The sequence below is a fragment of the Cereibacter johrii genome (assembly GCF_001720585.1).
GTDB lineage: Bacteria > Pseudomonadota > Alphaproteobacteria > Rhodobacterales > Rhodobacteraceae > Cereibacter_A > Cereibacter_A johrii.
Genome location: NZ_MABH01000137.1, coordinates 33,986 through 47,545 on the forward strand (window position 1 = coordinate 33,986; position 13,560 = coordinate 47,545).

Consider the following 13,560-nt stretch of genomic DNA (forward strand, 5'->3'; position numbering starts at 1 on the left):
GAGAAGATCGAGCTGGAGGATCTGACGCCCAACTCGGCGAACAAGGACTTCACGCACTTCTCCGACACGATCAAGACCGTCGTGAAGGCCAAGCGCCTGGGCCTCGTGATCCCGATGGAAGGCATTCCGCTCAAGAACGGCGAGAAGCGCACCCGCCCGCCCTTCTCGGACAAATGGATCAGGGAGAAGCTGCTGGCTCCTGGGGCGCTCGACGGGCTGAACCTCGAGGCGCGGTGCCTGCTTCTCGGCATGGTGAACACGGGCTATCGCCCCAGCGAGGGGGCCGGGCTCCTGCCCGAGCATATCCGGCTCGACGGCGACGTTCCCCACATCAGCATCCAGCCCGTGGGGCGCGCTCTCAAGAGCCAGTATTCGAGGCGGATGATCCCGCTCGTGGGCCCGAATGGCTTTCCGCGCTACCGTGGCTCGCCGAACGTCCGGCCGCCGCCAACAAGTTCATGCGCGAGAACGGGCTTCTGGAAACGGATCAGCACACGCTCTACTGCCTGCGGCACTCCTTCGAGGATCGGATGCTCTCGGCCGAGATAGACGAGCGGATCAGGCGCGACCTCTTCGGCCATACCCTGAACCGGCAACGCTATGGCTCGGGCGCGAGCCTCGAATATGCCCACAGGCTCCTTCAGGCGATTGCGCTCTGAGCCCTGGCGCGAGCCACCGCCTGCGCCCGCTCGATGGGATCGACGGCCGCCTGAGCGGCCTCGGCCTCCTGAACCAGCTCGTCCAGCCGCTCGAAAAGCGGGATCGCGAGATCAGTCTCGGCGACCAGCTCGGCGATAGCCGCCCGCGCCGCGATCAGGCGCTCTAGGCTCGGACCCTCTCTCATATGCGGGCCTCCCACACGATCTCTCGCCGGTTGGCAGCGTTGGGCTCCCGACGGCCCGTGTCGATGATCTTGCCCGCGTGCCGCAGCTCGGTCAGGCGCCGCTTCATCAGCGTGGACAGCAACGGACAGCCGCAGATCGACCTGGGAGACAAGGGCGACGACGCGGACGACGACACGCCCGACATTGCCATGCCGTTCGGGCCGAACGCGGGCCAGCGGATGCTGCTCGCCAACCTGCACAACCGCAACATCAGCCTGAAAGCCCGCCAGATGGGCTTCTCGACCCTGATCGAAGTCATGGCCCTCGACCATGCGCTCTTCAATCGCGACCAAGAGGTCGTGGTGATCGCGCACACGAAGCACGCGGCGACCAAGCTCTACCGCAAGAAGGTCTGCTTCGCCTACGACCGCCTTGCCGCCTTCCTGCGCGAGCTGGTGCCGACCGTCGAGCGCAGCCAGACTCAGCGCGTGCTCGCGAACGGCAACTCCATCGAAGTCACCAGCTCGGCCCGCGGCGGCACCCCGCACTTCCTCCATGTCTCCGAAATGGGGAAGATCGCCGCCAAATACCCGGACAAGGCCGTGGAGATCACCACAGGCTCGCTCCAGGGCGTGCCGCTCTCCGGCCGCGTCTTCATCGAGAGCACGGCCGAGGGCAAGAGCGGCGCGTTCTACACCATGTCCGACCGGGCCGAGAAGAAGGCGCAGGCCGGCGACCCGCTCACGCAGGCCGACTATCGCTTCCACTTCTTCGCGTGGTGGATGATGCCGGACTGCCGGCTCCTACTCGATCAGGCCCACCGCGCCCGCATCAGCGCCAAGGAGCACGAGTATTTCGATAAGGTCGACGGCGTCATGGACGTGGCGATCGACCTCGAACAGCGCGCTTGGTATGTGAACAAGCGCGACAACGACTTCGCTGACAGCCCCGACATAATGTGGCGGGAATAACCGTCGACCCCCGACGAGTGCTGGCAGGCATCGACCGAAGGCAAATACCTCGCGCCGGCGCTCGCGCGTGCCCGCAAGGAGCACCGGATCGGGCGCTATCCCCTCATCCGGCACGTCCCCGTCAACACCTTCTGGGACTTAGGCGCATCTGACGACACCTCGATCCGGCTGCATCAGCGGATCGGGCCCATGGATCACTTTCCTCGCTTCATGCAGGGCTCCGGCGAGGGGCTGTTCCGACATTTCTTCCGCCGCGTTCTTCGCGAAGGTCAGAATCAAGATTCTTTCGGGCTGACGGATGCCCGCCTTGACGAGGTAGGCGGCCTTGGCGGTGATGACGCTGGTCTTGCCCAATCCCGCACCGGCGAGGACCAGCGTCGCATCCTCGTCCACGACGACCGAAAGGCGCTGCTCCGGCGTCAGGGGATTGCTCTCGATGTTGTCGAAGAAATCCTTCCATCGGTCCAGTTCGGCGATGACGAAGGCCGCGATGCCGTTCGCCCGCAACGTGTGCGGATCGCTTGCAAACTTCCGGACGGGCGCGATCCGCGCGACGGCCTCAGGCCCGATAGCCTCGGCATTCAGCTTCGACAAGAGCGCAGAATCCAGAGCACGGGCGTCGTCAAGCAACGGCGCGATCTCACACGCGGCGGGGTATTGGGACGGTGCCGCGAGCGACACCACCCTGGCAAGGATCCTGTCCAGTCGCGCTGCTTCCTTCTCGAGGGCTGCAAGACTGAAGCGGGTCCAGAACGAGAGGTCGCGTTTGCTCGTTTGGGTGGCGCTCGCGCGTCGAGCGTCCGCCGCAAAGGAATTGCCCTGATCATAGCCGCGCATAAGGACCTGGCGGAGGCCGCGCCGACCGCTGACGCATTGCGCACTCGGATGGCGGACCTGCCGGCGTCTTGGCGCGAGGCGGCGCTTCGTCCGGAGATATCGACGCAATGGCGAGAGCTGCAGGTCAGACAGCTGTTTCGCCTCACTCTCGAAGGTTTGTTTTTCTGGACGGTCGGCACGTTGGTGAAAGGACCAATGACAACACGACAGATTGCGCTTTCGTTCCTCGATGAGCTCAGCGCAGGTTCTGACCTCCCGAAATCAGCAGTAAGTTGGGTGCCCGGGACCGGGCTTGCCGGAGACCCGGTCACACTCCTGCGAGACATCCTGACTGAACTGCAAAGACGACCACGTAATCCTACGCAACTTGTTGCGGCTCTTATTCACGACTTGGCATTCAGCTTGGCCGAGGCACCGAGAGAGGCTCATCAGTTTGAAAGCTCAGACAGGCTCCCGTTGGCGCGCGATCGAAAAGACGCCGATTCCTGGAAACATCTCGCTCCAGGGGAGTTTCTTGTTCGGCTGATCGGGAACTGGATTATGGCTCAACATGCCTATTGGTCGGTCGGTCGGGAGGGGCCTTGCCGATGCAAGAACCCGTGGGAAGCAGATCATGCGTCTGCGCATCGTTATGGATGAAGGCGGTTGGACTTTGACCCCCGGCACGACAACGATGGGAAATCCGCCCCAGCCCACACCCGATCGGCTTGAAACGTCGGTCAGCCTACTGACTGAGTGCCGCCGCTTTGAGGAGATCAATCCCTGGCGAAGTTCCGTGGTAAGTCGGCGCGGATTCGCCATGTACTGCAATGGGCAAAGTGGGCGTGCCGAAGTGACCCCGTCTCCGACACGCCCCGAATGAGACGCAGCCGCAGGCGCGGCCGCGCGGTCGGCGAAACCTCGAGCCAGCCTAGTGGGCTCCGAGTGGGTTCGCCCCCATCCCCACCACCGCGCTCGATCAGGCCCATAGTCCGGCGTCTCCCGCGGTCCCCGCGTCCGGGTCCCCTTCATTCGCCACGAACGTCTACTCGGCGTCGGCGGCCTCGGCCGGCGTGATCTCGGTGATCGTCTGGAACTCGTCGAGGAACTCGGGATGGTTCTGCGCCAGGTAGCGCACGACCCGAGCGTTCCCGAGCAGCTTGCCGACATAGCCCTTGATCACGGTCAGATGCAGGTGGTCTTGGCCATAGGTGTCCTGAACCGAGGCAATCCCCTCTTGCAGACGTGCCAGCTCCTGTTCCATCCGCGCCATCGCCTCGGGCGTTATGCCCTTGACCTTCTTCGGCTTGGAGGATTCGACCAATTGGGCCTGCGGCGTTCCTGCCAGGATCGCGTTCACGTAGGCGACGGAATAGTTGTTGGCGTTGACCAGCAGTTCGGCCGTCTCGATCTGGCGCATGGTCTTCATCTTGCGAAGCGCATCGAACACGGCATTCGTGCACGGCTTGTCTTTCAGGATCGCGACGGCTTCCTCGCAGATGCCGTCCAGCAGGTGCGCCTTGCGTCGGATGCTGCTCATGTTGAGGTCAAGCGCGAGGCCGATCTTCTCTTCGGGGACGCCGCGCTCGATCGCCTTACGGATCATCTTGTGTTCCTGGATCGGGGCGAGGCGGCTGACCTGTCTATTGTAGGTGAAGGCCTCGTCGTCGGTGGACACGAGACACTCCACCTCGCTCTTGCCTGCGTCCTTCAGCGCCTCGATCCGCAGGTGGCCGTCCAGCAGCAACCAGGTCGCGGACTTGTCCGGATTTCGGACGACGACGGGCGGCTCGACGATCCCGATCTGGGCGATGGAGGCCACGATCTGCCGGTACTTCCGGCTGGATTTCGTGGACTTGCCAAGAGCGCGCAGCGGCAGGATCGCGTCGATGGGGAGGGGGACGCAGTCGTCCTCGAACCCGAGCGTGACGCTCTTCGGGGCGTTGCGATCATCGCGTTTCATGTGGGTGCCCCCTCGGTCATGGACCGCGCGAGATCGGCGGGCATCGTCTCAAGCCCCTCCGCCCTGAGCAGGGTCATGAAATGGCCGTCCGCGCAGAGCTTGCGGAAGGCCTCGCGCAAGAACATCAGCCGGCTCTGGGTGAGCTCAGCCTTCTTGATCAGAAGCTTCTGGCGCGTGGCTTCCTGCTGATACGCCCGGACAAGGCCCTCGCTCGTCAGCGCCCGTTTCGGAGGCTTGCGTCCGAATTGGTTGCTGTGGAGCTGCGGGCCGCGCAGTTCGCGCTGCTGGATCAGGCGCCGCACGAGCGCCAGCTTCCTTCCCCGCAGCTTGTTCTGGGTGTAGGCGTCCATCAGCGCCTTCTGCGCCCCCTTCGCGTCTGTCTTGGAGATCTCGATGGCGAGATTCAGCGGGAGGACGCCGGTCTCCACTGCCGAGACCAGGCGCTCCTCGCCTTTCTCCAACAGGCCGGCGATCATGTTCACATATTCGGTCGAGACCCCGATTTTCTCTCCAATCTGACGGTCATTGTAGCCGCGCTGGCGCAGTGCGCCGATCTCACGCATCAGGTCGATGGGATTGTGTTGCCGCCGCGCGCAGTTTTCGACGAGGCTCATGACGAGGCAATCGCTTTCGTCGGCCTCGATCACGATGGCCGGGATACGGTACTGCTTGAGCTCGATGAAGGCCTCGAGGCGTCCCTGTCCGCAGACGAGGTCATATTCCTGCGGATCGGTCCCGGCGCGCGGCGCCACGGTGATCGGGCGCTTCAGGCCGATGCGGGCGATGCTGTCCACCATTGCCTCGAAAGTGCGCCGGTTGCGGACGCGGGGATTGAGGACGCGAACCCTGTCGGTCGGGATCAGGGTCACTTGTTTCTGGCTGGTCGGCTCCATGTCGTCCGGCATCACGCCACCTCCGCGATCCTGGCCCGCGAGGCGAGCGCGTAGAAGAATTCGAGCGTGTCGAACCGGTACGCGTCGAGCGCGAGCCCGTTCTGCTCGGCGAATTTCAGTTTCCCCAAAGTCATGTCGATGCTGGGAAGCACGTAATAGTCGTGCGGCGCCTCGTTCACCTCGTCCATGCGCACAGCGATCGTGATGTCCGGCACGAGGCCAGTGTCGAGGCGGATACGCCAGCGCAGCGACCCGGCCGCCGTCGCCGTGCAGCGGGCCAACACGATTGACACTGTAAACTCGTCGTTGATGCGAACGAGGTCAGTATCCGGGTCCTGCACAGCCCGCCCGCTGTGCCGCGTGACCCCGGCGATGATCTCGGCCACGATCTGCGGATGCGCCTGCCGCAGCGCCCGGTTCACCTCGATGTAGCTGTAGTCGCGATCCGGCTCGTAGCCGATCAGCCGGTAGGCGCGCAGAAGGCTGCCAAAGCGGCTGCGATAGGCGCTGGAGGATGGCAGGTCGTCCTCCTCGTCGATGATCAGGCCCGACAGCATGCCCTGTCGCTGGAGGATCGCGCGCAGCGCGTCGAGCAGTTCCTCGTCCGAGAAATGGCGGCTGCGGGCATCCACGATCTCTCGCGCACGCAGGAAGAGCGCCTGATCGACAATGGCGGGATAGGCGCCCTCCGCGCGGTTCCACATTTCGCGCGGGTTCACCACGCGGCGTTGCTTCAGCTTGAACGACACCTTCGCGAAGACATTGTTTCCGATTTATTTTTCGTTGGTCAGCACCTGATGCACCGTTGCCCGGGTCCACGGCCGGTCGAGATCGGTGCGGTGACCTTCGGCGTTCAGGACCTCCGCGATCTCGCGCTCGGCACGCCCCTCGTTCACGAACCTTTCGTACATGCGGCGGACGACCTGCTGTTCCTCCTCGGGGCCGGGGACGAGGATCACGCGGTCGGTCTGAAGGCTCTTTTGCTCGCCGCGGGACAGTTCACCCTTGGGGTTTCCGTGCTCGTCGATCAGCACCCGCCGCAGCCCGTATCCTGCCGCGCCGCCCTGGCGATAGCCCAGCTTGACGAGGCGGCACTGCCCGGCGAAGACCTTCACCGACAACTCGCGGCTGTACTCGCCGGCCATCACGCGCTTCACCGTCTTCAGGAGGTTCGAGCCGATGCTGCCGTCGTTCTCGAACTGCTCGCCGCAGTAGTGGACCCGGATACCGGCACGGGAACATACATGCTCGTGGTATGCGCCTTCGTCGGCATCCTGAAACCTGCCCCAGCGGCTGACGTCGTAGACGAGGATGGCCTTGAAGTCGGCCTGGCCTGATTGAACTTCGCCTATCAGGTTCTGTAGCGTTTCGCGACCATCGAGGCGCAGTCCGGAGCGCCCAGAGTCCTCGAAAACGCGCAGGATCTGCAGGCCGCGGGCGGCGGCATAGCTGCGGATGACATCCAACTGGTTCTCGGTCGAATACTTCTGGTGATCGGTCGACATTCGGACGTATGCGACGGCGGGCACGTCGGGCTCTGATTGGCTGGCGCCAGTCTCCCTGCTTGCCTCACGCCCTCGCATCTGCCCGGCTCCGGTTCACGTCGCAGCAGTCCGTTCGGGACGGTCTGGACCGTTGCGCTTGCTGCCGCAATCCTTCGAACATGCGAGCGCAGGAAAGTCGTTTCCGGAAAAGGGCAATTCCTTTCCATGCCCGGCGCATTGGCGGATCGCCTGCGGCGCGCGTCCGTCCACGCGCTCGATAATCTGCGGTCCCGTTTCGCAGCTCATATCGGCCACCTTCAAGTGAATGGTCCGTTCCAACAGGCGGCCAAACAGAACCGCCGCGGGAACAGATGGATTCTGCCGATTTCATGGCTCTCCAAAGATTTAGCGGAGAGAAACATGAAGATGCGCGTGAAGATGGGCACAGGTGTGCCGAAGATGGGCAAAGTTGTGCACCCCGAGGACGTTCCGGCCGACTATCGCGCCGCCATGGCCATGGCATTGCAAGCAGAGCTCGGATCGACCCACCGGGCGATCAAGTCCGCCATGCGGTGGACCGGCGCCAGCGAACGGACCGTGAAATACTGGTTCGCGGGCGAGCGGGGGCCGAGCGGCGAGCACCTCGTGTCGCTCGCGCGTCATTCGGATGCCGTTCTGATCGCGCTACTTGCGCTGTCGGACCGGTTGATCGTGGAGGAGGTTGAGCACCGGGAGCGCCGATAGGGGAAGGCGCGGCGTGGTAGGCGCACCCTTGTTTCGTGTTCGTTTTTGGTTATCTTGAATACGCACCGAGAAGGGAGAGCGCCATGCCCCGCACCACCACCATGACGGTCCGCGTCAGCGGCGCCCTCAGCGAGTTCGTTGCGACCAACGTCGGCGAGGACGGCGCCTACGAGAACGTCAGCGAATACATCCGGGACCTGATCCGTCGTGATAAGGAGCGCGCGGAGCGCGAGGCGTTCGACCGATTGAAGGCAGAACTGAACCGAGCCTTCGCTGCGCCCGAGGACACCTACAAGCCGCTGACCGCCGCCGATGTGATCGCTCGGAACCGGACCTGACCGCATGGCAATCCGGATCCAGGAGGCGGCTTCGATCCGCCTCGACGAGATCTACCGATACACCCGCGACCGGTGGGGCGAGGCACAGGCCGAAACCTACATCACCGGTCTGTTCGCCGCCTTCGAGCAGATCGACACACGCGGTGTCATGTCGAGACCCGTACCGGCCGAGTTCGGCGTGGAAGGGTACTTCTTCCGCTACGAGCGGCATTTCGTGTACTGGCGACGGCTGTCAAATGGCGACATCGGCATCGTCACAATCCTTCACGAGCGGATGCATCAGATGGACCGCTTCAAAGAGGATTTCGGTTAAGCCTTTGTCCCAAGATGGAATTTCTGGATAAATTCTGAATCGCAGCCGGCCCGTCACCCCTGGGAAACGTTGGATCCGGGTCCCGCTCCCTCCGCCACATTCAGACACCGAATCCGTCCAGGGGCCCCGATTGGGGCCTTTTTTCTTTTTGCTTCAAAGGGCGTTGGCAGGGTCATCCGCCTTTCGGAGACTGCCCGCCCTCGATCCTGCAGCCATCGCCAGATTGCTGACGCCGCTTCTCGACCGAAGCGATCTGGCCAGCGCGGCGCGGGCTGTCTCGGCCATCGTCCGGGACGCGGAGGTGAACGGCAACCTCCTGACCTATCACACGAGCCGCGACGAGGCGTCAGAAAAGGCTGCGGCCCGCCTCGACCTCGCGGCGGCCGGCATCATCGTTCGGTGACAGCGAGGCGTTTTTGTCGATGCGCGAACGGCACCATCTTATAATTGCCAGACGGCGAGCCTCTGCCTGCGTAAGCCGCCGCATAGGCGGTTGAGAGAAAGTGTTTCCCATGGACAGCTTCCGGGCGGCGGCGCTTCGGAGCTTCCTGACCCACGTCGCCGCGCTTCAGCCCTGATCGCAGCCGCCGGGGCCGCTTTCGCGTTACCCCGGGCGTTACCCCGGCAAGAAACAAGAAAGCCCGCTGGTGGCGGGCTTTTCTTGTGTAGCTGATCCCTTGGGGATTTTTGGCTCCGGCGGTAGGGATCGAACCTACGACCAATTGATTAACAGTCAACTGCTCTACCGCTGAGCTACGCCGGAACACGAGGGCGATATAGCAACCGGATTCGGGGGCGTCCAGAGGGAATGTGGAAGGTTTTTCAACTTTCTTCGCGAGGCTCCGAAAGGGTGAAAACCGCATCGGGGGACGGTCCCGGATCGGCCGTCACCTGCCTCCGGCTCCAGAGGTCGAGGAGGTGGGCGAGGAGGTTCCGCGCCGCCGCAGGCAGAAGCTCGGGAGGCGTCTCGCGGTAGACGCGGGGCGTCAGGGCGCGCACGGTCGCGGGGCCCCGGGCGAGTTCCGCAAGGATCGAGTTCTCCCGCTCGCGGCGGTGGGCCGCGAGCCAGGCCAGCCGCGATCCGGGGTCGGCCACCGGTGCGCCGTGGCCCGGATAGAGCACGCGCCAGCTCCGGGCAGAGAGGCGGGCGAGGGACGTGACATAGGCGCCCATGTCCCCGTCCGGAGGAGAGACGAGCGAGGTGGACCAGCCCATCGCATGGTCGCCCGAGAAGCAGCGGTTGCCCCAGGCGAAGCAGAGATGGTTGCCGAGATGGCCCGGAGTGTGGATCGTCTCGAGCACCCATCCGGGCCCCTGGACGAGCTCGCCATGGGCGAGGCAGCGGTCGGGGCGGAAGTCGGTATCCACCCCTTCGCCCCCCTCCAGCCCGCCCGCGGCCAGCGCGGCCATCAGCGGGCTGCGTCCGGCCTCGGCGGGGCCGAAGGCCAGCACCTCGGCGCCGGTGGCCGCCGCCAGCGGGGCCGCCAGGGGCGAGTGGTCGCGATGGGCATGGGTCACGAGAATCGTCGAGATGCGCTCGCCCGGGGCCAGCGCCGCGAGCAGCGCCTCGCGATGCGCGGGCAGGTCGGGGCCGGGGTCGATCAGGGCCACTTCCCCCTCTCCCAGCAGGTAGCTGTTCGTGCCCCAGTGGGTCATGGGCGAGGGGTTCGGCGCCAGCACCCGTCGGAGCCCGGGCTCCAGCCTCTCGCAGCGTCCGGCTTCGGGTCTGTCCATGGCTCTTTCCTCGTCCGGAGCGCAGGGCTAGGGTCGGCCCATGTTCGCGCCGCTCAAATCCTTCGTCCCGCGCAGTCTCTATGGCCGCGCCGCCCTTATCCTGATCGTGCCCATCGTCACGATCCAGCTCGTGATTTCCATATCCTTCATCCAGCGCCATTACGAGGGCGTGACACGGCAGATGGCGCGGGGGCTGATGATCGAGCTCCGGCACCTGATCGGCGAGGTGAACCGGGCGGGCACCCTGCCCGAGGCGGAGGCGCGGGCCGCGCGGGTGGCGGAGGCGCTCGAGTTCCGCGTGGCGCTGCCCGCCGACTGGAGTGCGTCGGAGGACCGGCGCGACTTCTGGGACCTGTCCGGGCGCCAGCTCGTGCTTACGCTGCACGAGGGGCTGGCTCCGCTGTCGGCGGTCGATCTCGTGACGAGTGACAATGAGGTGCGCCTCCTCATCGCGACCGACAAGGGGCCGATGGAGGTCTCGGTCGAGCGGCGGCGCGTCTCGGCCTCGAACCCGCACCAGCTTCTGGTGCTGATGATCGTGACCTCGATCCTGATGACGATCATCGCCTATCTCTTCCTCTCCAACCAGCTCCGGCCGATCAAGCGGCTGGCGGATGCGGCGGAGGCCTTCGGCAAGGGCCAGCACATTTCCTACCGTCCGCGGGGCGCCGTCGAGGTCCGGGCTGCAGGGCAGGCCTTCCTCGAGATGCGCTCCCGGATCGAGCGGCAGATCGAGCAGCGCACGCTGATGCTGTCGGGGGTGAGCCACGATCTGCGCACGCCCCTCACCCGGCTGCGCCTCGGCCTGTCGATGCTGTCCGATCCCGAGGAGGGCGAGGAGCTTCTCGGCGACGTGGCCGACATGGAGCGGCTGGTGGACGAGTTCCTGTCCTTCGTCCGGGGCGATGCGCTCGACGAGGCGGAGGAGGTGGACCCGCTCGCGCTCGTCGCCCGCGTGGTGGAGAATGCGCAGCGCGCGGGGCAGGATGTGACGCTGGTGCGGGCCGAAGGGACGGGCACCATGGTGCTTCGGGAGGCGGCCGTCGGGCGGGCGCTGGAGAATCTCGTGGGCAATGCCGTGCGTTACGGGACGAAGGCGCAGGTCTCGGTGACGCTCGGCGAGCGTGCCCTGCGCATCGCGGTCGAGGATGACGGGCCGGGCATTCCGCGCGAGCGGCGCGAGGAGGCGCTGCGGCCCTTCACCCGGCTCGACAAGGCCCGCAACCCGAACCGCGGCGGGGGCGTGGGGCTGGGTCTCACCATCGCCATGGACATCGCCCGCAATCACGGCGGCACCCTGCGGCTCGGCGAAAGCGAGACGCTCGGGGGACTTCGGGCCGAACTGACGCTCGCCCGCTGATCCGGCGCAGATCCGCGCTCCCGCGGCTGGAGCCCCCGTCGGCCGGGGCCTCCGGCGGTCCGGGACTGCGCCCCCTCGCTGCGCGAGGCTACCGGCGCGCGCCCAGAACGAGCGACCATTGCGCCCGCCCGTCCTTGCCGGGAGCGATGCCCACGCCTGCCTCGCGCACGCCCCGCATCAGGATGTTCTTGCGGTGGCCCGAGGAATTCATCCAGAGATCGACCACCCGCTCCGCGGTTGCGGGGCCACGGGCCACATTCTCGGCCGCGGTGCCGAAGCGGTAGCCCTCGGCGCGCAGGCGCTCGGTGAGGCCCGCGCCGTTGGCGAGCGTGTGGCCGAGGACCGAGCGGCGGGCATTGTCGCAGGCCTGGACCTGGGCCGCGCGCTCGAGCTTCGGGGCGAAGCCGAGGGGCGGCAGGCCGGCCCGACGCCGCTCGGCGCTGACCAGACGGATCACTTCGCTGCGCAGGGCGTCGGCGCCCTGCGGGGCGGGGCAGAGGGCGGCGGCAGGCAGGGGCGCTGCCGCAACCAGAAGAAGGCTGAGAAGGATCGAGCGCATGGGTCTCCTCCAGTGGGGCGGGCGGCGATGATCGGGCGGGCGTGCGACCGGATGCCTTGCACGCTCAGGTTGAAGTTGTCGGGCGGCCTCAGGTTCCCCGCGAAATGTTGCCAAAGGATGTGCATTCGCGCCTCAGGCGCCGGTCGGCGGCCGGGGCGCCACGATCCGCCCGCCTGCGGCCGCGGCATCTTCCGGGTCGTGCGAGACGAGGAGGACCGGCAGGCCCTCGCGCCGGGCGCGGTCCAGAACGAAGCTGCGGATCTGCGCGCGGAGGTCCACGTCGAGCCGCCCGAACGGCTCGTCGAGCAGGAGCGCCGCGGGCTCGGCCAGAAGCGTGCGCATCAGCGCCACGCGCGCCCGCTGTCCGCCCGAGAGCGTGGCCGGATCTCGGTCGGCGAAGCCCGCCAGATCGGCCTGGGCCAGCGCTTCCTCGATCCGGGCGCGCCGGGCGGGCCCGCGGACGGAGGAGGGCAGGCCGAAGCCGAGGTTGCCGCCGACCGAGAGGTGGGGAAAGAGCACATCGTCCTGAAAGAGGATCCCGATCCGCCGCGCGCGGGTGGGAAGGTCCGTCACGTCGCGCCCGTCGAGGAGGATGCGGCCGCTCGCCCGGAAGCCCGGACCCAGCCTGCCGATGATGGCGGCGAGCGCTGTCGACTTGCCCGAGCCGGAGGGGCCCATGATGGTCACCACCTCGCCGGGGGCCACGGCGAGATCGAGCGCCACGAGCGGCGTGTCGCCCCGCGTCACCCGCAGCCGGTCGAGCGTCAGGCCCTTCATGCAAGCCTCAGGCCGCGGCGGCGGCGGAAGAGAAGGGCGGGCAGGACGAGGGCACCGGCGAAGGCGGCCGCGGGCAGGATCATCTGCAGCAGGGCATAGGCGCCCACGATGCGCCGGTTGCCGCCCGAGGACAAGGCGACCGCCTCGGTGGTCAGGGTGGAGACGCGGCCCCCGCCGATGAGGAGGGTGGGCAGATACTGGCCGACCGACACCGCCATGCCCACGGCGAAGGCCGTCAGCACAGGGCGCAGCAGCATCGGCAGGCGCAGGCGCCAGAAGATGCGCCCCGGCGAGGCGCCGAGCGCCGCCCCCACCGTGCCGATCCGGGGATCCCAGGCTCGCCAGGGCGCCGAGAGCGAGAGGAAGACATAGGGCAGCACGAAGACGAGATGCGCCGCCGCCACGGCCAGCGGGGTGCCGTCGAGCCCGAGGCTCAGGGCCGCCACCTGAAGCCCCGGCAGGAAGGCCACCTGCGGCACGATGAGCGGCAGGTAGAGCGCGGCCATGGCGCGGGGGGAGGGGGAAAGCCCATGACGCGCCTCGGCCTCGAGACAGGCGAGCGTCAGGACGAGCGCGGCCATGGCCACCGCAGCGGCGATCCCGAGCGTGAGGGCCGCATGGCGCGCGAGGCTCGGCGCGGCCTCCTGCCAGACGCGCAGGCTCACCGTCTGCGGCAGCGCGTCCGGGAAGGTCCAGAGGCCCGCCACCGACCAGAGCGCAAGGCCTGCGAGCCCCAGGATCACCGCGGCGAGCGCCAGCGCCGTCCCGCCGAGCGTGAGCGGGC

The 13,560-nt window shown here is 66.6% G+C and carries 16 protein-coding genes, 1 tRNA gene and 1 pseudogene; 8 read left to right on the forward strand and 10 right to left on the reverse strand.

Annotated elements, in window-relative coordinates:
- Positions 1-81: 81 nt before the first annotated feature.
- Positions 82-549, forward strand: coding sequence for a site-specific integrase (locus A9O63_RS22840; protein ID WP_141703084.1), 468 nt, complete (start codon positions 82-84; stop codon positions 547-549).
- The gene (locus tag A9O63_RS23560; protein WP_268874930.1) at positions 531-659 is read left to right on the forward strand and encodes a hypothetical protein; all 129 of its coding nucleotides are present in this window, start codon (positions 531-533) and stop codon (positions 657-659) included. The genes A9O63_RS22840 and A9O63_RS23560 overlap by 19 nt, the downstream gene beginning before the upstream one ends.
- Here the strand turns inward: A9O63_RS23560 and A9O63_RS11545 are convergent.
- Positions 641-844, reverse strand: a complete 204-nt coding sequence (locus A9O63_RS11545; protein WP_069332072.1) for a hypothetical protein — start codon at positions 842-844, stop codon at positions 641-643. The two genes, A9O63_RS23560 and A9O63_RS11545, sit on opposite strands and share 19 nt — an antisense overlap.
- 57 nt (positions 845-901) lie before the next feature.
- On the opposite strand from A9O63_RS11545, the gene A9O63_RS11550 reads away from it, so the two are divergent.
- Entirely contained in the window at positions 902-1,795 is an 894-nt protein-coding gene (locus A9O63_RS11550; protein WP_141703085.1) for a hypothetical protein, read from the forward strand.
- Positions 1,796-1,933: 138 nt separating this feature from the next.
- Here the strand turns inward: A9O63_RS11550 and A9O63_RS22105 are convergent, their stop codons facing one another.
- The 4 genes and pseudogenes from A9O63_RS22105 to A9O63_RS11570 form a co-directional block, all read right to left on the reverse strand.
- A complete protein-coding gene (locus tag A9O63_RS22105; RefSeq protein WP_235836969.1) occupies positions 1,934-2,632 on the reverse strand; it encodes a UvrD-helicase domain-containing protein in 699 nt (232 codons plus the stop codon).
- 1,024 nt (positions 2,633-3,656) lie between these two features.
- Positions 3,657-4,574: a plasmid partitioning protein RepB C-terminal domain-containing protein gene (locus A9O63_RS11560; protein WP_069332075.1), complete on the reverse strand. Its 918-nt coding sequence runs from the start codon at positions 4,572-4,574 to the stop codon at positions 3,657-3,659.
- On the reverse strand, positions 4,571-5,479 hold the full coding sequence (locus A9O63_RS11565) for a plasmid partitioning protein RepB C-terminal domain-containing protein (protein WP_069332076.1): 909 nt from the start codon (positions 5,477-5,479) through the stop codon (positions 4,571-4,573). The genes A9O63_RS11560 and A9O63_RS11565 overlap by 4 nt, the downstream gene beginning before the upstream one ends.
- Positions 5,479-7,050 (reverse strand): annotated as a pseudogene (locus A9O63_RS11570) (recombinase family protein). The gene A9O63_RS11565 and the pseudogene A9O63_RS11570 overlap by 1 nt, the downstream one beginning before the upstream one ends.
- Before the next feature lie 321 nt (positions 7,051-7,371).
- Here A9O63_RS11570 and A9O63_RS11575 point away from each other — a divergent pair.
- The 4 genes from A9O63_RS11575 (at position 7,372) to A9O63_RS11590 (ending at position 8,749) form a co-directional block, all read left to right on the forward strand.
- Entirely contained in the window at positions 7,372-7,695 is a 324-nt protein-coding gene (locus A9O63_RS11575; protein ID WP_069332077.1) for a hypothetical protein, read from the forward strand.
- 83 nt (positions 7,696-7,778) lie between these two features.
- Positions 7,779-8,033 (forward strand): ribbon-helix-helix domain-containing protein, encoded by a 255-nt coding sequence (locus A9O63_RS11580; RefSeq protein ID WP_069332078.1) that lies wholly within the window; start codon positions 7,779-7,781, stop codon positions 8,031-8,033.
- Between the two features lie 4 nt (positions 8,034-8,037).
- Complete coding sequence (locus A9O63_RS11585; RefSeq protein WP_069332079.1) at positions 8,038-8,346, forward strand: type II toxin-antitoxin system RelE/ParE family toxin; 309 nt, start codon at positions 8,038-8,040, stop codon at positions 8,344-8,346.
- Positions 8,347-8,569: 223 nt separating this feature from the next.
- Positions 8,570-8,749, forward strand: a complete 180-nt coding sequence (locus A9O63_RS11590; RefSeq protein WP_069332080.1) for a head decoration protein — start codon at positions 8,570-8,572, stop codon at positions 8,747-8,749.
- A 285-nt stretch (positions 8,750-9,034) separates the two neighbouring features.
- Here A9O63_RS11590 and A9O63_RS11595 read toward each other — a convergent pair.
- Together A9O63_RS11595 and A9O63_RS11600 are read right to left on the reverse strand one after the other, a co-directional pair.
- A tRNA-Asn gene (locus A9O63_RS11595) sits at positions 9,035-9,109 on the reverse strand.
- Between the two features lie 59 nt (positions 9,110-9,168).
- Positions 9,169-10,080: an MBL fold metallo-hydrolase gene (locus tag A9O63_RS11600; protein ID WP_069332081.1), complete on the reverse strand. Its 912-nt coding sequence runs from the start codon at positions 10,078-10,080 to the stop codon at positions 9,169-9,171.
- A 40-nt stretch (positions 10,081-10,120) separates the two neighbouring features.
- Between A9O63_RS11600 and A9O63_RS11605 the strand changes: the two genes are divergently transcribed.
- Positions 10,121-11,440 (forward strand): ATP-binding protein, encoded by a 1,320-nt coding sequence (locus A9O63_RS11605; protein ID WP_069332082.1) that lies wholly within the window; start codon positions 10,121-10,123, stop codon positions 11,438-11,440.
- 88 nt (positions 11,441-11,528) lie between these two features.
- On the opposite strand, the gene A9O63_RS11610 is transcribed toward A9O63_RS11605, so the two are convergent.
- The 3 genes from A9O63_RS11610 to A9O63_RS11620 all read right to left on the reverse strand — a co-directional run.
- Complete coding sequence (locus A9O63_RS11610; protein WP_069332083.1) at positions 11,529-11,999, reverse strand: CAP domain-containing protein; 471 nt, start codon at positions 11,997-11,999, stop codon at positions 11,529-11,531.
- 132 nt (positions 12,000-12,131) lie between these two features.
- Positions 12,132-12,776 carry an ATP-binding cassette domain-containing protein gene (locus A9O63_RS11615; RefSeq protein WP_069332084.1) on the reverse strand — a complete coding sequence of 215 codons (645 nt, stop codon included), beginning with the start codon at positions 12,774-12,776 and terminating at the stop codon, positions 12,132-12,134.
- On the reverse strand, positions 12,773-13,560 hold a 788-nt coding region (locus A9O63_RS11620; RefSeq protein ID WP_141703086.1), incomplete at its 5' end, for an ABC transporter permease subunit. The genes A9O63_RS11615 and A9O63_RS11620, both read right to left, overlap by 4 nt.